Source organism: Streptacidiphilus carbonis (assembly GCF_000787775.1).
Classification (GTDB): Bacteria; Actinomycetota; Actinomycetes; order Streptomycetales; family Streptomycetaceae; genus Streptacidiphilus; species Streptacidiphilus carbonis.
This window is the reverse complement of sequence record NZ_BBPM01000001.1, coordinates 148,305-171,052: the sequence shown is the minus strand read 5'-3', so window position 1 is coordinate 171,052 and position 22,748 is coordinate 148,305. Positions and strand designations below refer to the sequence as shown.

Annotated in this window: 17 protein-coding genes and 1 pseudogene; 10 read left to right on the top strand and 8 right to left on the bottom strand. The window is 72.8% G+C overall.

Annotation, left to right across the window (positions count from 1 at the left end):
- Positions 1-54 precede the first annotated feature (54 nt).
- Both TR46_RS00770 and TR46_RS00765 read right to left on the bottom strand, forming a co-directional pair.
- On the bottom strand, positions 55-2,148 hold the full coding sequence (locus TR46_RS00770) for an RICIN domain-containing protein (RefSeq protein WP_084717678.1): 2,094 nt from the start codon (positions 2,146-2,148) through the stop codon (positions 55-57).
- Between the two features lie 322 nt (positions 2,149-2,470).
- Entirely contained in the window at positions 2,471-3,367 is an 897-nt protein-coding gene (locus tag TR46_RS00765) for a deoxyribonuclease IV (protein WP_152626239.1), read from the bottom strand.
- A gap of 168 nt (positions 3,368-3,535) precedes the next feature.
- On the opposite strand from TR46_RS00765, the gene TR46_RS00760 reads away from it, so the two are divergent.
- The 5 genes and pseudogenes from TR46_RS00760 (at position 3,536) to ptsP (ending at position 9,435) form a co-directional block, all read left to right on the top strand.
- Entirely contained in the window at positions 3,536-4,297 is a 762-nt protein-coding gene (locus tag TR46_RS00760) for a DeoR/GlpR family DNA-binding transcription regulator (RefSeq protein ID WP_042391888.1), read from the top strand.
- Positions 4,294-5,277 (top strand): 1-phosphofructokinase family hexose kinase, encoded by a 984-nt coding sequence (locus tag TR46_RS00755; RefSeq protein ID WP_042391886.1) that lies wholly within the window; start codon positions 4,294-4,296, stop codon positions 5,275-5,277. Before TR46_RS00760 ends, TR46_RS00755 begins: the two co-directional genes overlap by 4 nt.
- Before the next feature lie 4 nt (positions 5,278-5,281).
- A pseudogene (locus TR46_RS00745) lies at positions 5,282-7,320 on the top strand (PTS fructose transporter subunit IIABC).
- A 157-nt stretch (positions 7,321-7,477) separates the two neighbouring features.
- A complete protein-coding gene (locus TR46_RS00740; RefSeq protein ID WP_042391881.1) occupies positions 7,478-7,753 on the top strand; it encodes an HPr family phosphocarrier protein in 276 nt (91 codons plus the stop codon).
- On the top strand, positions 7,750-9,435 hold the full coding sequence (gene ptsP / locus TR46_RS00735) for a phosphoenolpyruvate--protein phosphotransferase (RefSeq protein WP_084717676.1): 1,686 nt from the start codon (positions 7,750-7,752) through the stop codon (positions 9,433-9,435). The genes TR46_RS00740 and ptsP overlap by 4 nt, the downstream gene beginning before the upstream one ends.
- A 144-nt stretch (positions 9,436-9,579) precedes the next feature.
- On the opposite strand, the gene TR46_RS00730 is transcribed toward ptsP, so the two are convergent.
- Positions 9,580-10,104, bottom strand: a complete 525-nt coding sequence (locus TR46_RS00730) for a PaaI family thioesterase (protein WP_042391879.1) — start codon at positions 10,102-10,104, stop codon at positions 9,580-9,582.
- A gap of 95 nt (positions 10,105-10,199) precedes the next feature.
- On the opposite strand from TR46_RS00730, the gene TR46_RS00725 reads away from it, so the two are divergent.
- Positions 10,200-10,700 (top strand): winged helix-turn-helix transcriptional regulator, encoded by a 501-nt coding sequence (locus tag TR46_RS00725; RefSeq protein ID WP_042391876.1) that lies wholly within the window; start codon positions 10,200-10,202, stop codon positions 10,698-10,700.
- 190 nt (positions 10,701-10,890) lie between these two features.
- Positions 10,891-11,298: a hypothetical protein gene (locus TR46_RS00720; protein ID WP_042391874.1), complete on the top strand. Its 408-nt coding sequence runs from the start codon at positions 10,891-10,893 to the stop codon at positions 11,296-11,298.
- Between the two features lie 77 nt (positions 11,299-11,375).
- On the opposite strand, the gene TR46_RS00715 is transcribed toward TR46_RS00720, so the two are convergent.
- Entirely contained in the window at positions 11,376-13,466 is a 2,091-nt protein-coding gene (locus TR46_RS00715) for a cellulose binding domain-containing protein (protein ID WP_052432472.1), read from the bottom strand.
- Positions 13,467-13,697: 231 nt separating this feature from the next.
- Here TR46_RS00715 and TR46_RS00710 point away from each other — a divergent pair, with 231 nt between their 5' ends.
- Positions 13,698-14,300, top strand: coding sequence for an HhH-GPD-type base excision DNA repair protein (locus TR46_RS00710; protein ID WP_042391872.1), 603 nt, complete (start codon positions 13,698-13,700; stop codon positions 14,298-14,300).
- Between the two features lie 43 nt (positions 14,301-14,343).
- Here TR46_RS00710 and TR46_RS00705 read toward each other — a convergent pair whose 3' ends face one another.
- The 4 genes from TR46_RS00705 to TR46_RS00690 form a co-directional block, all read right to left on the bottom strand.
- Complete coding sequence (locus TR46_RS00705; protein ID WP_042391869.1) at positions 14,344-15,075, bottom strand: sulfite exporter TauE/SafE family protein; 732 nt, start codon at positions 15,073-15,075, stop codon at positions 14,344-14,346.
- A 43-nt stretch (positions 15,076-15,118) separates the two neighbouring features.
- Positions 15,119-16,021, bottom strand: a complete 903-nt coding sequence (locus TR46_RS00700; RefSeq protein WP_042391867.1) for a hypothetical protein — start codon at positions 16,019-16,021, stop codon at positions 15,119-15,121.
- A gap of 148 nt (positions 16,022-16,169) precedes the next feature.
- A complete protein-coding gene (locus TR46_RS00695) occupies positions 16,170-17,183 on the bottom strand; it encodes a lytic transglycosylase domain-containing protein (RefSeq protein ID WP_236655157.1) in 1,014 nt (337 codons plus the stop codon).
- Positions 17,184-17,630: 447 nt separating this feature from the next.
- Entirely contained in the window at positions 17,631-18,506 is an 876-nt protein-coding gene (locus TR46_RS00690) for a helix-turn-helix domain-containing protein (RefSeq protein WP_042391863.1), read from the bottom strand.
- A 205-nt stretch (positions 18,507-18,711) separates the two neighbouring features.
- Between TR46_RS00690 and TR46_RS00685 the strand changes: the two genes are divergently transcribed.
- Positions 18,712-20,691: a maleylacetate reductase and hydroxyquinol 1,2-dioxygenase domain-containing protein gene (locus TR46_RS00685; RefSeq protein WP_042391861.1), complete on the top strand. Its 1,980-nt coding sequence runs from the start codon at positions 18,712-18,714 to the stop codon at positions 20,689-20,691.
- On the top strand, positions 20,688-22,463 hold the full coding sequence (locus tag TR46_RS00680) for an FAD-dependent oxidoreductase (RefSeq protein WP_042391857.1): 1,776 nt from the start codon (positions 20,688-20,690) through the stop codon (positions 22,461-22,463). The genes TR46_RS00685 and TR46_RS00680 overlap by 4 nt, the downstream gene beginning before the upstream one ends.
- Positions 22,464-22,748: the final 285 nt, after the last annotated feature.

Sequence of the window (22,748 nt, the reverse complement as noted above, 5' to 3'; positions counted from 1 at the left end):
CAGGCCGATCGGCTCGTCCGCGCGCGGCGGACGAGCCGATCGGTCACTCCGCTGCTACTGGATCCCCTCCTTCACCAGGAGCCACTGCTGGCAGTTGTACCCGGTCGCGGACCACTGGTCGGCGATGGCCCCGTCGGCAGTGGAGTTCTGGTAGATCTCCAGCAGCTTGCCGCTGTTGACGTCGGTGAAGGTGGCGTAGCCGGAGTCGGTCGGGGTGAGCGTCCAGCGCTGCGAGGACGATCCGGTGGACGCGTTCTGCACCACCGCGGCCCCGTTGGCCGTCGAGGCCCCGCTCACCGTCAGCAGCTTGCCGCTGTTGAGGTCGGTGAGCGTGTAGGCACCGGACGAGGAGCCGATCCGCCACACCTGGGTGGGGTTGTCGGTGTCGCCCCACTGCCCGGCCGGCGCGCCCTCCGTGGTCAGCGCCGAGGCGATCTCCAGGTACTTGCCGCTGTTGCGGTTCACCAGCTTGAACTCACCGTCCGCGGCCACCCCGGACTGGTAGACGTCGATGGCGTCGAGCTCGGCGTAGGTCCCGTTGTAGCCGAAGGAGACGGTGTTGTTCCCGGCCGCGAGAGTGGTGGTGAACTGCGCCCAGCCGTACCTGTTCCAGTCCACCGTCTTGGGATAGCTGAGCGTGAAGGCCGTCCCGCCGTTGACGCTCACGCTGTGGCTGCTGGTGGCCCCGGTCCCGTTGTCGTAGCGGACGTTCACCGTGTAGGTCCCGGCTGTCGGGACGTTGACGTGGGTGAACGAGACCTTGCTGTCGGAGTGGTTGATGTTCCCGATCTTGCTGCCGTTGTCGGCGTCGACCTGGGAGACCGTGGTCACGTCGGTCAGCGTCGCGCGTTCGGCCTCGTAGTGGTGCGCGTTGAGCGGGATGGAACCCACCCGGATGTCGTTGTACCCGGTCGTGGTGTTCTCGACGTCGGTGGCCTGGTAGAGCGTGTTTCCGTCGACGCCGGTGTCGAAGGCCTGGGCGAAGCCGGCGAAGTAACCGCCCTGGGTGTCACCGGCGTCGTAGGTGGTGGCGAACGGCAGCCGCTCCCACGGCCCTTGGCCCAGGTTGTAGTTGACGTAGAAGTTCTGCCCGCCGCTGATGTTCCCGGACGAGTCCAGCGCCCACTTCGCGGAGACCACGACCATTCCGTTGGGGCCGCCCGCGGCCACCCACTTCACGTACGGGGAGGAGCCCAGGCCCCGGCCGTTGGCGAGCCGGATCGGGGTACCCAGGTCGGAGGCGGTCCAGGTGACGCCGTCACTGGAGAACTTGTAGTAGACGACCGCCGTGTTCAGCGTCTGGGAGGGGCGGTTGACGACCTCGTAGGTCGCCATGTAGGTCCCGTTCGGCAGCGGGGTAACCGTGATCATTCCCGGCCGGTCGCTGTCGTTCGCTATCGCGGTGACGTTGCCCTCGGTCCCCCAGGTCGACCCGCCGTCGCTGGAGACCCGGTAGGACACGGCCTGCAGGATGCCGGAGGCCTTCTGCCGCTCGTCGGAGAAGTAGCAGACCAGGGCACCGGCCTTGTCGACGGCGAGCGAGGGCTCCCAGACGCTGGTGGTGGTCGAGGTGGGGCTCGGGTCGTAGGTGGCGGGACCGCCGGTGTCGACGGTGCTCAAGTAGGAGAAGCTGGCGCCGTGGTCGGTGCTCTTGTAGATCACCAGCCGGGTGCTGGACTTGTCGGAGGGCATGATGTTGCCCGCAAGCAGGATCGTGCCGGCGGCCAGGCTGCCCACGGTCTGCGGCACCTCGTAGAGGAACGGCTGCGAGGTCTTGATCAGGCTGGAGAAGTCGTTCCCGGGCACGACGTCGGTCAGATGCGTCCAGGTGGCGCCGTTGTCGTCGCTGGAGTAGATCGGGTAGACCTGCTTGCCGTTGACCCAGACCAACTGGTCGTAGGTGACCAGGATGCGGCCGTTGCTGCTGCCGCTGTGCTTGAGCACGACGGTCTTCGCGTACGTGGTCCCGGCCGGGTCGAACGAACTCCCCGCGGTGGGCGAGTAGACGAGCGAGCCGTTCCCGGTGGTGACGGCCCCGGCGGTACCGGGGAACGCGAGCAGGAGCAGGCCGGAGAGGAGCAGGCACAGCAGGCGCAGTCTGCGCCCTGGACGCGACCGTCTCGGCGATCGGTTTCCGGGCAGGTCCATGGAAAACCTCCTGGTCGGGTGGGACAGGACGGGTGGAACAGGACGGGTGGGACAGGACGGGTGGGACAGGACGGGTGGGACAGGACGGGTGGGGCCGGGGCAGGTGGAGGCAGCACGCAGCGGGGCGACGGCCCCTTGGCCGCCACCGCCTGACTTCTGTCGATTCGTCGGATCGCCGGTCCGCTGCCCTCGAACCGCCGCCCGCATCAATAGTTCCTACGTTGTACCCATCCCGCCCCGACCCGTCAAGGGAACCAGCAGGTATCGGTCGGGCAGCGCGGTGTCTCCCGTCAGCTGTCGCGATCTCCCCCGCGGAGTTGCTTCAGGCGGGAGATGTCGCGTGCGTGGAGGGCGCCTTCGACGCGGTCGGGGGCGTGGCGGTCGTCCGGGGTTCGATGATGAGGGGGACGCCCCGGGTCGACGGGTGGGTGAAGAGGTCGGCGAAGGGGGTGGCGCCGATGTGGCCCGAGCCGATGTTGGCGTGGCGGTCCTTGCGGGCGCCGGCCACGTCCTTGGAGTCGTTGGCGTGGATCAGCCGGAGTCGGCCGGGGCCGGCCGCGGCGGCCAGGTCGTCCAGGGTGCGGGCCGTGCCGCCGGGTGCGGCGAGGTCGTGGCCGGCGGCGAAGGCATGGCAGGTGTCCAGGCAGACGCCGACCCGGGGACGGTGCTCCAGGGCCTCGAAGTAGTCGGCGAGGTCGGACATGCGGGAGCAGAGGGAGTTGCCCTGGCCCGCGGTCGGTTCGAGCAGCAGCCAGGGGGCGCCCCCGCCGTCCTCGCCGCCCCCGCCGTATCCGTCCAGCTCGTCGAGGAGCGGGAGCATCCCCTCGCGAACCTGGCGCAGCGCGACCGCACGGCTGCCGCCCATCGCCGAGCCGGTGTGCACGACCACGCCGGCGGCGCCGATCGCGTGGGCCCGGGTGAGCGAGTGGCGCAGGGACTCGGCGGAGCGTTCGCGGGTGGCCGCGGAGTCCGAGCCGAAGTTGATCAGGTAGGGCGCGTGCACATAGGCGGAGATACCGCGCTCGGCGCAGCCCTCGCGGAAGGCCCGGTCCTGCTTCGGGTTGCCGACCGGCGCTGCCCAGCCGCGCGGGTTGGCGACGAAGACCTGCACGCTCTCCGCGCCCACTTTGTCGGCGTAGACCAGACCGGTGCCGGCCAGGCCGCGGCCGGCGACCGGGACGTGCGCGCCGACCGGGTTGCGAAGAGTGGACTGGATCACGCGACGAGCATGCCACGCCCTGTCGCCTGCGGAATCAGCCCCGCCGGTTGATGTGGTTATCGGTGTGCTCCATGCCCGAATCTGTGTTTTCTTGCCCGTATTCCTTGACAGCCCTCACAACCGGGCGTAAAACCATTCGAAACAAGCTTCTAACGGCGGTGAAACCACATGTACGCGGAGGAGCGACACCAGCTCATCGTGGAGCAGGCGCGGCGCGACGGCCGGGTCGACGTCACGGCCCTCGCAGTCGGCCTGGACGTCGCGACCGAGACCGTTCGGCGCGATCTGACCACCCTTGAGCGCCAGGGCCTGCTGCGCCGGGTGCACGGCGGGGCCATCCCGGTCGAGCGCCTCGGGTTCGAGCCCGGTCTGGCCCAGCGGGCGTCCGCCCTGACCGAGGAGAAGGAGCGGATCGCGAAGGCGGCGATCGCCGAGCTCCCCGACGAGGGCACCATCCTGCTGGACGCCGGGACCACGACCGCGCGCCTGGCCGAGCACCTGCCGGCCGACCGCGAGCTCACCGTGGTCACCAACGGGCTGGCCATCGCGGCGCTGCTGGCCACCCGTCCCCACATCAACCTCTTCATCGTCGGCGGCCGGGTGCGCTCCCGCACCCACGCGGTGGTCGGCGAGTGGACCCGCGGGCCGCTCGCGGACACCTATGTCGACGTCGCCTTCATGGGCACCAACGGCATCTCCGTCCAGCGCGGACTGACCACGCCCGACACCGCCGAGGCGGACGTCAAGCGGCAGATGATGGCGAGCGCCCGGCGCTCGGTGGTGCTGGCCGACCACACCAAGTTCGCCGCCGACCACTTCGCCCGTTTCGGGCGGGTGGACGAGGTCGACGTGGTGGTCACCGATTCGGGGCTGGACTCCGAGGTCGCCGACGAGCTCGCCGACGCCGGCCCCCGGGTGGTGCGCGCATGATCGTCACGCTGACCGCCAACCCCAGCCTGGACCGCACCCTGGAGGTCCCCCATCTGCGCCACGGGTCGGTGCTGCGGGCGACAGCCCGCCACACCGACCCGGGTGGCAAAGGGGTCAATGTCTCCCGGGCCCTCGCCGCCAACGGCCGCAAGACGGTGGCCGTACTGCCGTGCGGCGGGACCGCCGGCGACCGGCTGGCCGAGCTGCTGGCGCCCCAGGGCGTCGAGGTGCTCGCGGTGCCCGTGCTGGGCGAGATCCGGGTCAACATCAGTGTGGTCGAACCCGGCGGCACCGTCACGAAGATCAACGAGCCGGGGCCGGTGCTCACCGCACAGGAGCTGGACGCCCTCGCCGAGGCCACCGTCCGGGCCGGACAGGGCGCCGCCTGGATCGCGCTCAGCGGCAGCCTGCCCCCGGGGACGCCGGACGACCTCTACGCACAGCTCATCCACCGGATCCGCGGCACCGGCGGTCACTTCCCGCTGATCGCCGTCGACTCCAGCGGTGCGCCGCTGCTCGCCGCACTCGCCGCCGGTCCGGACCTGATCAAGCCCAACCGGGCCGAGCTCGCCGAGGCGTCGGGGCTTCCGGTCACCACGCTCGGCGAGGCCGTCGCGGCCGCCCACGCCCTGCGCGCTCGCGGCGCCCGCACCGTGCTGGCCAGCCTGGGCGCCGACGGCGCCCTGCTGGTCGACGGCTCCGGCGCGGTGCACGGCCGGGCCCGGGTCGCCGAGCCCCGCAGCGCGGTGGGCGCGGGCGACGCCCTGCTCGCCGGATACCTGTCGGCCGGCCACCTGTCCGCCGGACAGCCGGCCACGGGCAGCGGTGGAGCGGAGGCCCTGGCCGAAGCCGTCGCCTGGGGCGCCGCCGCCACCTCGCTGCCCGGCAGCCGGATGCCCGGCCGCCACGACCTGGACCGCGGGGCCGTCCACCTCGATCCGGACTTCGACCCCACCCGCCCCCTCACTGAAAGGAACTGACGCCATGTCCGATCTGATCACCCCCGATTTCGTCGATCTCGACCTGGTGGCCGCAGATCGCCACGAGGCGGCCTTCTCGCTGGCGTCCCGGCTGGCCGACGACGGCAGGGTCACCGACCTCGCCGGGTTCCTCGCCGATGTGAGGGCGCGCGAGGAGCAGATGCCGACCGGGATCGAGGGCGGCATCGGCATCCCCCATGCCCGCTCCGCCCATGTCACCGAACCGACCCTGGCGTTCGGCCGCAGCGCCGCCGGAATCGACTTCCGGGCCGAGGACGGCCCCGCCGACCTGGTGTTCCTGATCGCCGCCCCGGCGGGCGGGGACACCGACCACCTCACCATCCTGGCCTCGCTGGCCCGCCGCCTGGTGCACGCCTCCTTCCGGCAGGCACTGCGCGACGCCACCGACCCGCAGACCGTCGTCGATCTCGTCAACAAGGAGGTGCTGGGCAGATGAAACTGGTAGCCGTCACCGCATGCCCCACCGGTATCGCCCACACCTACATGGCCGCCGAGGCACTCGAACAGGCCGCCAAGGACGCGGGCCACCAGATCTCCGTGGAGACCCAGGGAGCGGCGGGCGCCGTCCCGCTGACGGCGGCGCAGATCGCCGACGCCGATGCCGTGATCTTCGCGGTCGACGTGGAGGTGCGCGGCCGGGACCGCTTCGCGGGCAAGCCGACCGTCGAGGCGCCGGTCAAGAAGGCGATCAGCGGCTCGGTCGAACTGCTGGCCCGCGCCGAGGAGGCGATCCGGCAGGCCGGGCCCGCGGGGGCACCCGCGGCGGCACCGGCCACCGGTGGTGCCGACGGCGCCCCCGCTCCGGTGAACGCGCCGTCCGGCGGCGGCTCCTCGGCCGCCCGCTTCGGCACCCATCTGCGCCAGTGGATGATGACCGGCGTCAGCTACATGATCCCGTTCGTCGCCGCCGGCGGCATCCTCATCGCGCTCGCCTTCATGTTCGGTGGCGCCGAGGTCGCCATGAAGGTCAACGGCGGCGTGTTCCAGGGCCACACCTACCCGGGTGTGACCGACCTGTCGAAGCTGATCGACCAGGCCGGGTACGCCGGGGTGCTGTTCAAGATCGGGTCCACCGCGTTCTCCATGCTGGTGCCCGTACTGGCCGGCTTCATCGCCTACGCCATGGCGGACCGTCAGGGCCTGGTCCCGGGCATCGTCTCCGGACTGCTGGCCTCAGCGATCGGCGCCGGCTTCCTGGGCGGCCTGGTCGGCGGCCTGCTGGCCGGTGCGCTGGTGCTCGGCCTGACCCGCTACAAGCCGCCGCGTGCGATCGCCGGCATCATGCCGGTGGTGGTGATCCCGCTGGTCTCCACGCTGATCATGGGCGTGCTGATGCTGGTGGTCATCGGCGAACCGATCGCCGCCGCCCAGCGCGGGCTCACCGACTGGCTCGGCAGCCTCACCGGCACCAACGCGATCCTGCTGGGCGCACTGCTGGGGCTGATGATGGCCTTCGACCTCGGCGGACCGGTCAACAAGGTCGCCTACACCTTCGGCGTGGGCAGCCTCGCCAGCGGGGAGCTGAAGGTCATGGCGGCGGTGATGGCGGCCGGCATGGTGCCGCCGATCGCGATGGCGCTGTCCACCGTGGTGCGGCCGAGGCTGTTCAACGACGGCGAGCGCAAGGCCGGTGAGGCCGCCTGGTTGCTCGGCGCCTCGTTCATCACCGAGGGCGCGATCCCCTTCGCCGCGGCCGACCCGCTGCGGGTGCTCCCCTCGCTGATGGCCGGCAGCGCCACCACCGGCGCACTGTCCATGGCATTCGGCGCCACCTCGCGGGCCCCGCACGGCGGGCTCTGGGTTATCGGCCTGATCGGCCGCCCGGGGCTCTACCTGCTGGCCATCGTGGCGGGAGTGCTGGTCGCGGCGGCCTGCGTGATCGGCGCGAAGCAGCTCGGCCGCGGCGGGGTCACCGACCGGGCCGAGGACGAGGCACCGGCTGCGGCTGCGGCTGCGGCTGCGGAAACGGACGGGGCCCCGGCCGCCGGACCTGCCGTGAGCCACGAAGCCCTGGTCAGCTGACGCTCCTCCACCGCCCGTCCACACCGCCCGTCCACCGGGCCACCGACCGCCCGGTCCCGCGCTCCCCCGACCGCGGGACCGGGCATCCACCCTGTGCCATCGGCACTGCCGTCCTCCCGTCCGCCAACCCCACCCATCTGTCCCTGGAGGGATTCCCATGTTCCAGCGCTCGGTCGCCGTCGGCTCCAGCAGTGGCCTGCACGCCCGACCCGCCTCGCTGTTCGTCCAGGCCGCCGCCCGGCAGCCGGTCAGGGTCACCGTCGCCAAGGAGGGCGGTGACCCGGTCGACGCCCGCAGCCTGCTCTCGGTGCTGGCGCTCGGCGCCCGCCGCGGCGACACCGTGGTCCTCTCCGCCGAGGGCCCGCAGGCCGAGGACGCACTGGACGAACTGGCCGCGCTGGTCGCCCTCGACCACGACGCGGCGGAGCAGTGACCACCACGGCACCCGGCGCGGTCGCGGCGTCGGCCCTGACCGGCATAGCCGTCGGGTCCGGCAGCGCCGCCGGGCCGGTGGCCCGAATGGCCCCGATGCCGGCGCTGCCCGAACCGCGCGCCGTCGCCGCCGCCGACGCCCCCGCCGAGGCGGAAGCCGCCCTCTCCGCGCTGCGTGACACCGTCGCGGACCTGGAGCTGCGCGCCGCGAAGGCCTCAGGTGCCGCGGCCGAGGTCCTCTCGGCCCAGAGCATGATGGCGGCGGATCCGGTACTCGCGGACCGGGTACGGGATCTGGTGCTCGGTGGCAGGGACGGCGCGCACGCGCTGCACGCCGCCTTCGGCGAGTTCCGGGCCGCCCTGGAAGCCGCGGGAGGCTACTTCGCCGAGCGAACCGCGGACCTGGACGACCTGCGGGACCGGTCCGTCGCCCGGCTGCTGGGGCTGCCCGTGCCGGGACTGCCCGCTCCCGGTCACCCGTTCGTGCTGGTCGCCGAGGACCTCGCGCCCGCCGACACCGCGCTGCTGGACCCGGGGCTGGTACTGGCCCTGGTCACCGAGCGCGGCGGGCCGACCAGCCACACCGCCATCCTGGCCAAGGCCCTGGGGCTGCCCGCCGTCGTCGGCTGCGGCGACACGACGGCCCTCACCGACGGACGCACCGTCCTCGTCGACGCCGCCGCCGGCACCGTACAACTCGACCCGGCAGCCGAGGCGGTGGCGTCCGCGGCCGCCCATGAGCGGCGACGGCGGGAACGCTCCGCCCGGGTCCGCGGCGCCGGCCGCACCGCCGACGGCCACCCGGTCAAGCTGCTCGCCAACCTCGGTGCGCTGCACGAGCTCTCCGGCGCCGCGGCGGCCGACTCCGAGGGTGTCGGCCTGTTCCGCACCGAGTTCCTCTATCTGGACCGCACCGAGGCCCCCGGCCTGGACGAGCAGACGTCCGCCTACCGCCAGGTCTTCGACGCCTTCGCCGGGCGGCGGGTGGTGGTGCGCACACTGGATGCGGGAGCGGACAAGCCGCTGCCCTTCGCAACGTCCGCCGATGAGCAGAACCCGGCCCTCGGCGTGCGCGGCCTGCGCGCCGCCGCCCGCGACCCCGAGCTGATGGAGACTCAACTCGCGGCTGTGGCAGCCGCGGCAGCGGCCGGCAGCGCCGATGTCTGGGTGATGGCACCGATGGTGTCGGTGCCCGCCGAGGCAGCCGGGTTCGCTGCCCGGGTACGCGCCCACGGCCTCCCGTTCGCCGGAGCCATGGTGGAGGTGCCGGCCGCCGCGCTGCGGGCCGAAGCGATGGCCGAGGTCTGCGACTTCCTCAGCATCGGCACCAACGACCTGGCCCAGTACACCTTCGCGGCGGACCGCACCCTCGGCTCCCTCGCCGGTCTGCTCGACCCCTGGCAGCCGGCCCTGCTCGAACTGGTCCGGATGACGGCACGGGCGGGCGAACGGCGCGGCCGTCCGGTCGGCGTCTGCGGCGAGGCCGCGGCGGATCCGCTGCTGGCGCTGGTCCTGGTCGGCCTCGGCGTCACCAGCCTCTCCGCCGCCCCCGCCTGCCTGCCTGAGGTCCGCGCCACCCTGGCCGAACACACCCTGGACGACTGCCGCACCCTCGCCACCGTCGCCCTCACCGCCGAGAACGCGCTCGCAGCCCGGGCAGCCGTCCTCGCCCGCGCCGGCTGACCCCGGGGCGGCGCTCTTCGGCTGCCGTCAGCGTCTCTTGACGGTCCATCAGGATGCCGGTGGAGCCGGGGCAGGCGCGGAGGAGTGCTTGTGCATGCGTCCGTGGCCACCGCTCGCGGACAGCCGTCCGACAGGCGGACGGGCCTACTCCCCCGGCCGCATGATCAGGCAGCTGCTGGTCGCCGTCGCGCAGACCCGGCCCTCGGCGTCCAGTAGCCTGGCCTCGGCCAGCGCGGTGCGGCGGCCGAGGTGGACCACGCTGCCCACCGCGGTGATCGTGCCGGTGGCGACGGAGACCGGCCGCAGGAACTTCACCGTCAGGTCAAGGCTGGTGTAGAAGACGCCGGCCGGCAGCCGGGTGTGCACGGCGCAGCCGCAGGCCGAGTCCAGCAGGGTGGCGAACACCCCGCCGTGCACCGAGCCGATCGGGTTGTAGTGGAACTCCTTGGGCGTGAGCCGGAACTCGACCCGTCCCTCGTCGAAGGAGACGCCGTCGAAGTCCAGGGTGTTCAGGATCGGCGGGGGCGGGACGCGTCCCTGCTCCATCGCGGCGAAGAACTCCATCCCGCTGAGCCCGGCGGCCACACCGGCCGTCGCCATCGGGTCGGACCAGGTGTACGCGCGCTCCCGGACGGTCTGCGACGGCTGCGCCTGCTCGGTACCGGTCATCGTCCTGGCCCCTCGTTCCGCTCGGTGGTCGGGCTGCACCGCCACGCTAGGCCAGCTGGGTTCTCATATGCAACCCAGCTCGGTAGGCTATGACCATGAGCACCGCCTCGGCAGTACCGGCAGTACCGGAGTACGGCGCCTTCGACAGCGAGACCTGCTCCATCGCGCGCACGCTCGCGCTGGTCGGCGACCGCTGGACGCTGCTGGTGCTGCGCGACCTGGCCAACGGCGTCCGCCGCTTCGACGACCTGGCGTCCCATCTGGGCATCGCCCGCAATGTGCTGTCCAAGCGGCTGGCGGCGCTGGTCGACGCGGAGCTGGCGGTCCGCTCCGGCTACCGGACCGAGGGCTCGCGCGAGCGGTACGAGTACCGGCTCAGCCACGCGGGCCGCGAGCTGATGCCGATCCTGCTGGCCTTCATGGGCTGGGGCGACCGGCACCTGGCCGGCCCGCAGGGGCCGCCGGCGGTCGCCGTCCACGCCGACTGCGGCGCACCGGTCCGGACGGTGGTGACCTGCGAGGCCGGACACGAGCTCGGCGACCGGCCGCGGGTGCGGATGCGGCCCGGCCCCGGCAGCCGCCGCCGACAGGAATGAACCGCCCATGGCTGACGGCCCACTGATGGGACTGGTGTTGCTGGTGTGACGGGTGGTGCGCCGCCGTCGCCCGAATGGACCATGCCGGTGGCGCGACCGGGTGAGGATCGCAGGCTGGTCAGTGGAGGGACTCCCTTCTGACAGTCCGTCAATTCAGCAACCGGCACCACCCCTTTTCCAGGAGCAACCTGTGGCACGCGCGATCTCCGCCCAAGAACCCCCGACGACCCCAGTACCCGACACCGAGAGCGGTTCCGCCGCGGCCCAGGTCCCCGTCGACAGCGCCGGACGGCTGCTGCGCACCATCGCGCTGCAGCGGCCGATCCCCGAGCTGCTGAAGCTGGTCCACATCCTCAGCGCCGACAACCGGCGCACCCACGCACAGGAGATCCTCACCACCGCGGCCACCCTGCGCCCGGTCGCGGACGTGGCCGCCATGGTCCCCCTGCTCGTCGGACCCCAGGCGGCCAGCACCCTGAACGCCGCGGCCCAGCGACCGGTCGAGGAACTCGCGGAGCTGGTCGAGCAGTTGGAGGGCCCGAACGGGGAGACGGCACAGTCGGACCAGCCGGGCCGATGGGGGAAGCTGCTCCGCTAGGGGCCGTGGACGGGGCCGTGGACGGGGAAGGCCCCCGCTGCCGCGGGGGCCTCCAGGGCTCTCAACTCATCGTCGGCTCACGAGGTGTACGTGGTGGTGCACACCGTGCCGTTGAGGCTGATCGCCGCCGGCGGGCTGTAGGCGGCGGTGTTGCCGCCGACGAAGCCGACCGTGGTGGAGTTGCCGGAGTTCGGCGCCAGTTGGGCGTTGGTGTCCAGGCTGGTGACCCGGACGTCCTGGCCGCTCTGGGTCCAGGTGCCGTTCCAGCCCGAACTGACGGTCTCCCCGGCGTCCGGGAAGGTGAAGGTCAGCGTCCAACCGTCGATCGCGGCCGGACCGGTGTCGGTGACGGTGATGTTGGCGACCCACCCGCTGCCCCAGCCGGACGAGAACGCGTACGACGCGGCGCAGTTGCTGCTGCTGGGCGTGCCTGTGGTGAAGGTCAGCGGCGCCGAGGGCTGCGACAGCCGGCCGGCCTGGTCGGTGGCCAGCACATTCAGGGTGTACGAGGTCCCCGGAACCAGGTTGTGCAGGGTGGCGCTGGTCGATGTCGACTCGGCCAGCAGTTCGCTGCGGGTGCCGACCTGCCGGTACACCCCGTAGCGGGTCACCGCCGCGCCGGTGGCGGCAGGCCAGGAGACCGTCGCCGAGCTGTCGGTGACGCCGCTGACGGTGGGAGCGCCGGGCGCGGAGAGCGCGGTGGCGTTCTGTCCGGAGGGCGTCAGCACGACGGTCTCGATCGAGTACGGCGGCAGGGTCTGCGTGCTGCTGGTGCCCTGGGCCGCGCTGGTGATCGCGGTGCCCTCGTCGGCGTAGGTGTAGACGGTGGGCGTCGCCGCACTGGGGGTGTAGCCGGTGTAGTCCAGGTTCACCGCATAGGAGTTGTCCGGGTCCTTGTTGACCAGCTCCACCGCCAGGTTGCCGTTGGCCTGCCGGACCGCGTGCGCGGCCACCAGTTGCTGGTCGGTGCCGGCCCGCACCAGGGTGTCGCCCGGCCGTCCCACCTTGCTCAGCATGCTGAGCGCGAAGTAGGAGGGGAAGGGCGTGTTCATCGCCGGTTCGCAGGTGGTGCCCACGCAGCCGCCGCTGGACAGCACCCCGTAGTCGCCGTAGTCGGTCGCCCCGTCCGGCGCAGTGCTGATGGTCGTCGCGCCGTTGTGGGTGTCCCACCAGTCCGCGGTGAAGACGCCGTCCTCCAGCGCGGTGAAGTACGCGTCGGCGCCGAACAGCGCGTCCGGCTGGGTGTCCTCGTACTGGTTGGAGTTGATCTCGGTCAGCGCCACCTGCAGGTTGGCTGCCTTGGCGCCGGCGTACTGGTCGATCTCCTGCCGAAGCTGCGCCAACTCACCGGTCAGCTGCGCCGGTTCGGCGAGCACGGTGGCCGCGCCCTGACCGCTGGGGTACCAGTGCACGATGACGAAGTCGACCGAGCTGCCGGCGATGGAGAGCACGGTGCGGTTCCAGTCGGCGGCGTCGCCGGCGGCCAGCACGCCGTCGGGCCAGTTGCCGGGCAGGGTGAGCACCGCGCCGACCTTGATGGTGGGGTCGACCGCCTTCATCGCCGCCGCGTACTGGACCACGTTGTCGGCGTAGGCGGTCGGGCTCTTGTCGGCGTGGGTGTCGGTCTCCCAGCCGCTGCCGTAGTACCCGTTGCCGTAGACCTCGTTGCCGATCTCCCAGTACTTGTCGCCGTAGCCCTTGGTGATGTTGGCGTAGCGGACCCAGTCGGCGGCCTCCTGGGGCGTCCCTGAGCCGTAGTCGGCGATCAGCATCGGCTGGGCGCCGATCTGCTTCGCGGTGCCCATGAACGCGTCGAAGTCCGTGCCGGGCGCGACGTAGCCGCCGGGCGCGGTGTTGGTCTGCCAGTGGTAGATGTCCCCGTAGGAGCCGCCGGGGTAGCGCAGCATGCCGACGCCTGCCTGGCCCAGCAGCCCGGCCACCGCCGGGGTGTTCATCTGGGCGTCCCACACGGCGCTGTTCAGACCGTAGGCGGTGCTCGGGATGGTGCCCAGACCCTCCTGCGCGTTGACGGCGACGTTCACGCCGGGCGTGGTGGCGGCGGCGTGGGCACTGGGCGCGGTCGCGGCGAACGCCGCCGCCAGGGCCACCGCGCAGGCCGCCGCGGCGCGTCCCAGCCGCGCGCGGGCCGATCGGTTTCTCACTCTCATGCGGTCCGGTCTCCCCTTCGGAGTCGGTGCGCCGAGCGCACCGCGGATACCACGGGCACCGCATCGTGGCAGCAGCCGGTAAGTGGCGTCAAAGGGCTGTGTAACTTACATGCCCACTGCCGCGCGCGCGGCGGTGCGGGCACGCGGAGAATGGCCGGACCACACGTGATGAAAACACGTGACGAAAAGCGGACGTGACCGGAAAGCTGCCTGAACGAAGAGGAGCCCGCCATGGCGACCGCCCTGCGCCTCGCCCAGAACCCGGAGGCCGACGCGCTGCTCAGCCGCAGCCCGCTGGCGGCGCTGATCGGCATGCTGCTGGACCAGCAGGTGCCGATGGAGTGGGCGTTCAGCGGCCCCTACACCCTGCTGGAACGGCTCGGCGGGGACGATCTGGACGCGCATACGATCGCGACCCGGGATCCCGACGCGTTCGCGGCGCTCTGCGCCCGGAAGCCCGCGGTGCACCGCTATCCCGGCGCGATGGCCAAGCGGATCCAGCAGCTCTGCGCCTACCTCGACGAGCACTACGACGCCGACGCCACCGCGGTCTGGCGGGACGCCGCGAGCGGCTCCGAACTGCTGGACCGGCTGGAGGAGCTGCCGGGCTTCGGCAGGCAGAAGGCGCAGATCTTCCTGGCCCTGCTCGGCAAGCAGTTGGGGGTGCGGCCCGAGGGCTGGCGCGAGGCGGCCGGACCGTACGGCGAGAAGAGCAGCTTCCGCTCGGTCGCGGACATCACCGGTCCCGAGTCGCTGGACCAGGTGCGCGCCTTCAAGCAGGAGGCCAAGGCGGCCGCGAAGGCGGCCAAGGCCGCCAAGGCCGCGAAGGGCTGAGGGGCTGAGGGGCTGAGGGGCTGAGGGGCTGAGGGGCTGAGGCTCACAGCCCCCAGAGCCCCTTGGCCAGCGTGGTCACTCCGCCGGCCAGCGAGAGCAGCATCACGACCAGCTTGGCCCGCTGCTCGGGCACCCGCTCCGCGAGCGCCTTACCGATCACCGCGCCCGCCGCGATCGCCACCGCGAACAGCAGCCAGGCCGGCCCGGCCAGCCTCGGGAAACCCTTGGCCGCGATCGAGAAGGCGTTCACCACCACCCCGTAGAACTGCGCGTTCGGTACGAACTCCAGGACGGTCCACTCCGCGTTCACCGCATACAGCGACAGCGCCGGGCCGCCCACCCCCGCCGCGGCGTTCATGAAGCCGCTCGCTGCACCGGCAGCCACCGCGCCGCCGGAGCCCCGCAGCGCGGACACCCGGACGCCGCCCATCACCACCAGCACGGCGCAGCTCACCAGCAGGCCCATACCCACCATCAGCTCCGGTCCGGGCAGCCGGGAGGCCACCCAGGCCCCGGCCGGCACGGTGCAGGCGGCGGCGACCACCAGCGGCAGCATCGCCGCGGGCCGGACCCGGCGCCAGGCTCCCGCCAGACCGACCGCGCTGATCGCACCGGCCGCGCAGTTGGACAGCACCACCCCCTGCCCGGGCCCCAGCAGCAGCACCAGTGCGGGCGCCGCCACCAGCGCGAAGCCGATCCCGGCCATCCGCTGTACGGAGGCGCCGACCAGTATGACGCATCCCAGCAGCACTTCACCGACCGACAGCTGGCTCATGCCCCCATTCCATCCCAGCCCGGCTCGGTGACCGCGGCCGGGGTCAGCCGGTGAGGTGCCGGTCGCGCAGTTGCAGGGCGAAGCGGCCGGTGCAGCCGGCGATCTGGTCGGCGTCGGCGGCGGTGGCGAGGCCGGCGAACGCGCCCCAGGTGCGGACCCAGTACTCCAGGGTGACCAGGGTGGTGATCACCGCCTGGACGGTGGTGGAGGGTTGGGACTCCAGCCGGCCCCAGCCCCCTCCCGGACCGCCCCCCGGCGTACCGCCCGGTCCGGCCGCGTCTGACGAGGCGGCGACGGCGGCGGCCCAGGTGCGGGTGTGCGCGGCGCCGGACAGCACCGTGTAGACGCCCAGGCTGGCGTTGGCCGGCAGCAGCCGGCCGATGGTCCGCGGCAGGTCCACGCCGGTCTCGTCCAGGGTGGTCCGTTCGAGGCGGAGCGCCAGCGGATGGCCGCGGCGGTCCTCCAGCATGCTGATCCCGGCCTGTTCGAAGGTCTGCACCATCTCCTGTCTGCGGGCGAGCGCGCCGGTCGCGTCCTGGGGCGAGACCGCCGTGGTCAGGTCCAGTTCATAGGCCGTCTCGGTGGCCCACAGCCCGGCGGCGCGGGCCAGTCTGACGGTCAGCGGCTCGGAGCCGTCCTGCAAGTGGAAGGCCAGCGCCGCGGCCTCCAAGACGGCCCGGGTCAGCGTCACCGGGGAGAAGGCGGGCGGCTGCCGGGTCAGCAGTGCCGCCAGCGCCTCCACATGTCCGCGCGCGTCCTCCCAGGCGAAGTGGGTGCGGACGGTCCCGGTGCGGTAGACGAGTTTCCGCGCCTCGACCGTCCCGGGCGGCATCCGCCCGATCTCGTCGAGGTCTACCTGGAAGGCCGACCGGTCGTCACTTCCGCGGTGCAGCACCGCATCGGCCGTGCCCAGTGCCCCGGCCAGCGCGGACCGTGCGTCGGCCAACAATTCCTCCGACCACACCAGATTCGAGACGGCGGACTTCGGTTGCGGAGAAGCTGTGTCCATGCCACGTCACGCTAGGGCGTCCGACCAGGTCCGCGCAGCCCTTTCGACCCACCGACCGGCGGTGGGTGACGAGGGGTCAGCTGTCTCAGCGGGCGGTCGGCGTCGCCGCCGGCGTGGAGGAGGGTGCGGCCGTCGCCGACGGGGGCGCCGAGGGCGAGGCACAGGCTGTGGTTCCCGGAGCCGGCGAACCGGAGGCCTGGGCCGACGGCGCGACCGACGGCGAGGCGGAGGCCCCCGCGGTCGTCGCGGTCCGCGAAGGGCTCGCGGAGGGCGACGGGCAGCCGGTCGGCGAGGCGGAAGGGGAAACGCTGGGGGAAGAGCTCGGAGCGGCGGGCACCGTCGGGCCGACGGGAACGCTCGGCGACGGCGAGCTGCCGGCGGTCGCGGTCGGCGCTGCGGATGCCGAGGCACGCGGAGCGGAGGGCGAGGCGGACGGAAGGGCCCGCTGCGTGGGGGACGCGGAGGGCGGCGCCGAGGGCGCCGAGGGCGCGGACGACCTGGACGGCTTGGCAGCCGGGGCCGTTGTCGGCGAGGACCCGCCGGAGCTGCCGGCCGGGCTGTCCGCCACCGGAGTCACACCGCGCTCGAAGTACGCCATCCAGCTCTTGACGGTGTCCAGGTAGACCGTCGAGTGGTTGTAGCCCAGGATCGCCGCGTCGAGCTGCGCCGGGTCGGCGAGGTCGCGGCCGCCCGCGCACAGGTAGCGCCCCGCGGCCAGGGCCGCGTCCTGGATGTTCTCGGGGTCCGCGCGCCCGTCGCCGTTGGCGTCGACGCCCCAGGTCTTCCAGGTCTCGGGGATGAACTGCATCGGGCCCACGGCCCGGTCCCAGACGGTGCTCCCGTCGTACACGCCGTGGTCGGTGTCGCGGATCGCCGCGGTGCCGTTCCCGTCCAGCAGCGGGCCGAGGATGGGGGTGTAGGCGGTTCCGGTCGCGTCGACCCTGCCGCCGTCCGCCTGGTCGGACTCCACCTGGCCGATCCCGGCCAGCAGTTGCCAGCGCAGGCGGCAGCCCGGGTCGGAGACGGCCAGCGAGGCCTGCGCGCTCCGGTAGGCCGCGAAGACCGTGGCCGGAAGAGCGGCCCCATGGCCCGTTGGCACGGTCAGCGACGGGCCCGACGGAGCCGACGGAGCCGACGGGATCGCGGATCCGCCGCCCAGGACGGGAGGTTGCGGCAGCGTGACGGTCCCGCCACCGTCGACCGGCGCAGCGCCCGAGGGGTCGACCCCGGCAGCGGAGGACGAGGCCGAAGGGTTCGACGCCGACAGCGCGGATGCCCCCTTCGGGGCCAGGCCGCTTGCCGGAGTCACTCCCTGAGACGCCGTCAGCGCCGCCGACGCGGCCACCGCGGCCGCGGCCACCGCTGTCCGCCTCAACCTGGTCCCTCGCACCCGCACGGTCATCCGCAGGAGTCCTTCCGATGGCTTGTCCGGCCCTGTGCACGAACAGACTGCCAGTCGAACCCGCACTTGTGGAGCCCCGGGCGGCACAGGTGGCCGGATCTGCCCCACCGGCCCGTCAGCGGAACCGGATCCCGGCGGCCGCCGTCAGCGGCTCTGGCGCAGCGCGGCCGGGGTCGTCCCGAGGTGGGCCCTGATCACCCGGGTGAGGTGCTCCTGGTGGGAGAAGCCGCAGTCCACCGCCACCTGGGCGATGGGCGCGGTGCCGGCCCGCAGCATGCCCGCGGCCCGCTCCACCCGCAGCCGGAGCAGGTACCGGTGCGGTGAGCAGCCGGTCCTGGCCTTGAAGCGGCGGGCGAACTGGCTGACGCTCAGTCCCGTAGCCAGCGCCAGATCGTCCAGCGACAGCGGTTCGGCCAGCCGTTCGTCCAGCAGCTCGCGGACCGCCCGGAACTGCCGGTCGCTGAGCCCGGCGGGCCCGCGCGGCGGCGCCTCGGGGCGCCGGACGCTGTGGTGGCGCGCCAGGTGGGCGGCGGTCATCAGGGCGAGCTGGTCGACATAGGCGCGCCCGCTGGGCTCCCACCTCCGGACGGCGCCGTCCAGGGCCAGCACCAGTTGCCGCAGCAGCGGATCCGTACCGCCGACCTCCTCCTTGAGCCGGACCGGGCCGCCGCTGTCCGCCGTGGCCTGCAGGGTCGCGTCCGAGACATAGACGTGCACGGTGTTCAGCCGGTCGCCGAGCTCCACGTCCAGTTCGAGGCCGGCCGGATGCAGGAACAGGCCGCCCGCGGACACCCGGCAGGCCTCGGTCAGCCCGCGCCGTCCGCGCCGGACCGTGACCGGGCCGTCCAGGTGCAGGATCACCAGGTGGCTGCCGGCCCCCTGGAAGGACTCGCGGTAGGGCAGCTCACGCTGGGCCGACACATAGACCCGGTCCCAGCCGAACCCGGCGCTGGTGCGCCTGGGGCGCACCCACGGCTGGGCGAGGATCCCCTGGGTGTCGGTCAGTCCGAGTTCGCGCATGCGGCCACCTTCCGGTTTCCGCTCCAAGTCTCGCCACGCCCGGGCGGGTGGGCAAGTGTCTCCCGCTCCGGGCCCGGCAATGCGCGTTCTGTGCAGGTCGGCGCCCGTTCTGTGCAGGACAGGCCGCGGCGCGGCGTTGGACACTACGTCACAGTCGCACCAGGACCCCACAGGTCCTGAACACCACAGCTTGGAGAGCAGCTCGATGAGGAGCTTCGTTCGCACGGTCGGCCCGAGCCGGGTGCTGTTCGGCGCCGGCACACTGCAGCAGGTACGCGCCGAGGCGGAGCGGCTGGGCGGCACCCGGGTGCTGCTGCTGTCCGGTCCGTCGCTGCGCAAGCACGCGGACCGGGTCCGTGCGGCCCTGGGCGACCTGCTGGTGGCCGAGTTCGACGGGGCCGCGATGCACACCCCGGTCGAGGTGACCGCGCGGGCCCTGGCCGTCCTGCACGAGCAGCGGGCGGACTGCCTGGTGGCGCTCGGCGGCGGCTCGACGACCGGCCTGGCCAAGGCCCTGGCACTGCGCACGGACCTGCCGCAGGTCATCCTGCCGACCACCTACGCGGGCTCCGAGGTCACCCCGGTGCTCGGCGAGACGGCCAAGGGCGAGAAGGTCACCCGGTCCTCGCCCGCGATCCTGCCGGAGACGGTCGTCTACGACGTGGAGCTCACCCTCGACCTCCCGGTCGCGATGTCGGTCACCAGCGGCGTCAACGCGCTGGCACACGCCGTCGAGGCGCTGTACTCGCCGGACGCCGACCCGGTCACCGACGCCATCGCCCTGGAGGCCGTGTCCGCGATCGCCCGTGCCCTCCCCGCCCTCGGTGACGACCCGTCGGACCTGGAGGCGCGGGCCGACCTGCTGCGGGCGGCCTGGCTGGCCGGGACCTGCCTGGGCACGGTCGGCATGGGCCTGCACCACAAGCTCTGCCACACCCTGGGCGGCAGCTTCGGCCTCCCCCACGCCGAGACCCACACCGTGGTCCTCCCGCACGCCATGGCGTACAACGCCCCCGCCGCCCCGGAGGCGATGGCCCGCATCGCGGCGGCCCTCGGCGTCCCCGAGGCGCCGGGCGGCGTCTTCGACCTGATCCGCGCGGCCGGCGGCCCGACGTCCCTGCGGGAACTGGGCATGGCCGAGGGCGACCTGGACCGGGCCGCGGAACTGGCCGCCTCCAAGCCCTACCCGAACCCGCGGGAGCTGACCCGCGACGGCATCGCGGGCCTGCTTCGGGAGGCCTGGGAGGGCCGCCGTCCCACCGGTGCGCCCGCTCCGGCCGCCGCAGCGGCCGCGCCGGACCTGAGCGCCCTGACCGGCGAGGTCGTGGCGAGCTTCGACAACTGCCCGGACCCACGGGCCAAGGAGCTGCTCACCGACCTGGTCCGCACGCTGCACGGATACGCGGTCCGCAACGACGTGACCCAGGCCGAGTGGCAGCGGGCCATCGGCTTCCTCACCGAGGCCGGGCACATCACCAGCGACACCCGGCAGGAGTTCATCCTGCTGTCCGACACCCTCGGGGTGTCCAGCGTGGTCGACGCCCTGTCCAACTCCCGCACCCCCGGCACCACGCCCTCGGCCGTCCTGGGCCCCTTCTACGTCCCCGGTCCGCCGGCCGCGGAACACGGGAGCGACATCGCCCTGGGGCTGGCGGGCACCCCGCTGTGGTCGGACGTCCGGATCACCGACCCGCAGGGAGCCCCGGTCGCCGGGGCGGTGGTGGACGTCTGGCAGTCCGACGCCGACGGCTTCTACGACATCCAGCTCCCCGACCTGGACGGCCCGGTGCTGCGGGCCCGGTTCCACACGGACGACGACGGCCGGGTGACGTTCTGGTCGATCCTCCCGTCCCCGTACCCGATCCCGGACGACGGTCCGGTGGGCCGGATGCTCGAAGCCGTGGGACGCCACCCCTACCGCGCGGCGCATCTGCACTTCCTGATCAAGGCCCCCGGCTACCGGCCGCTGACCACCCAGCTGTTCGTCAAGGGCGGCGCCTACCTGGACGGCCCCCCGGGACAGCGGGACACGGTCTTCGGCGTCAAGGAGGAGCTGGTCACCGAGTTCGCGCCGCGCACCGGACCGACCCCGGACGGGCGGCCGGTCGAAGGCGAGTGGCGGCTGCTCGAGTTCGCCTTCCGCATCGCACGCACAGTTCCGACGGATCCGACGGAGACAGCATGAACGGGCCGGAGACCACAGCAGGCGACACCGGGTACGACACCGACGTCCTGGTCGCCGGCAGCGGACCGGCGGGCGGCGCCGCGGCCCTGCTGCTGGCCACCTACGGCGTGCGGACCCGGCTGGTCACCAAGTACGGATGGCTCGCGGACACCCCGCGCGCCCACATCACCAACCAGCGCACCATGGAGGTCCTCCGCGACCTCGGCATCGAGCAGCAGGCGCTGGAGCAGGGCACGCCCAGCTCGCTGATGGGCGACACGGTGTTCGCCACCTCGCTGCTCGGCGAGGAGATCGGCCGGATCCGCACCTGGGGCACCGGCGACGAGAGCCTGACCGAGTACGCCGCGCAGAGCCCCTGCGGAATGATCGACCTCCCGCAGACCTACCTGGAGCCGATCCTGCTGCAGAACGCCGCCAGGCGCGGCGCCGTCGTCGACTTCAACACCGAGCTGACCGGTTTCGAGCAGGACCCCGACGGGGTGACGGCCGTGCTGCGGGACCGGGTGGGCGGACGCGAGTACACCGTCCGGGCCCGGTACCTGATCGGTGCCGACGGCGGCCGCAGCATCGTCGCGGAGCGGCTCGGCCTGCCGATGGAAGGGCAGATGGGCAAGGCCGGCAGCATGAACATCGTCTTCCGGGCCGACCTCGCCCGGTACTGCGCGCACCGTCCCAGCGTCCTGTACTGGATCATGCGGCCGGGGGCCGACGTCGGCGGCATCGGCATGGGCCTGCTGCGCATGGTCCGGCCGTGGAACGAGTGGCTGATCGTCTGGGGCTACGACATCGAGAAGCCCCCGCCGGAGGTGACCGACGAGGCGGCCGTCGCGATCGTCCGCGACCTGGTCGGCGACGACGGCCTCGACGTGCGGATCGACAGCGCCTCGCTGTGGACGGTCAACCACGCCTACGCGACCCGGCTGTCGCACGGCCGGGTCTTCTGCGCCGGGGACGCCGTGCACCGGCATCCGCCGTCCAACGGGCTGGGCTCCAACACCTCGATCCAGGACTCCTACAACCTGGCCTGGAAACTGGCGGCGGTCGTCAAGGGACACGCCGGCGCCGAACTGCTGGAGACCTACTCGCAGGAGCGGGCCCCGGTGGCCAAGCAGATCGTCGAGCGGGCCAACCTGTCCCGGGACCAGTTCCTGCCGCTGTTCGAGGCGTTGGGCGTGGTCGGCGGGGACGACGACGGCATCACCAAGGCCCTGCTCGCGGCCCGCCGGCCGGACGCCGAGGGGGCCAAGAAGCGGCAGGCCATCCATGACGCCGTCGAGTTGAAGCACTACGAGTTCAACGCCCATGGCGTGGAGCACAACCAGCGCTACCGGTCGACGGCCGTGGTCCCCGACGGCACCGTCGAGGACACCTCCCGCGACCAGGAGCTGTTCGGGCACCCGACCTCACGCCCGGGCGCCAAGCTGCCGCACGCCTGGCTGGTCGACCCCCGGGGCCACCGGGTCTCGACCCTGGACCTGGTCGGCGGCGGCCGGTTCTCCGTCCTCACCGGCCTGTCCGGAACCCAGTGGGCCGACGCCGCCGCAGCCCTGTCCCAGGAACTCGGCCTCGACCTGCGCACCGTCGTCGTCGACCGCGACGCCCGCGACGCCTACGGCGAGTGGCACCGCCGCGCCGAGGTCGCCGAGGACGGCGTACTCCTGGTCCGCCCGGACGGCTACGTCGCCTGGCGCCGCCCGACCGGCGCCGTCAGCACCGACGAGGCGACCCGGCTGCTGCGCCAGGCACTGACCGCGGTGCTGTCCAGGGAGTGACCGGGAGCGAACCGGGTCACCCGCACCCAGTCCTACCTCGCCGACCCGACCCGACTCCCCTGAGCCGTCCTGCGGTTCCGCGCCGTGCCGCCCGTCCCCGCGGGCCGGCGGCACGGTGTGCAGCGGGCCGCCAGCCGATTCCTTCAGCAACTGAACGCGGACACGTCACCCGGTGCTTACCTGCCTACAGACCATTGACGGTCCATGAGCCAAGTGCTTCACTTCCCCCTGAGAGCGCTCTCTGATCGCTCCCGCAGCACCCGCACCTCCCTCCCCACCCACCAT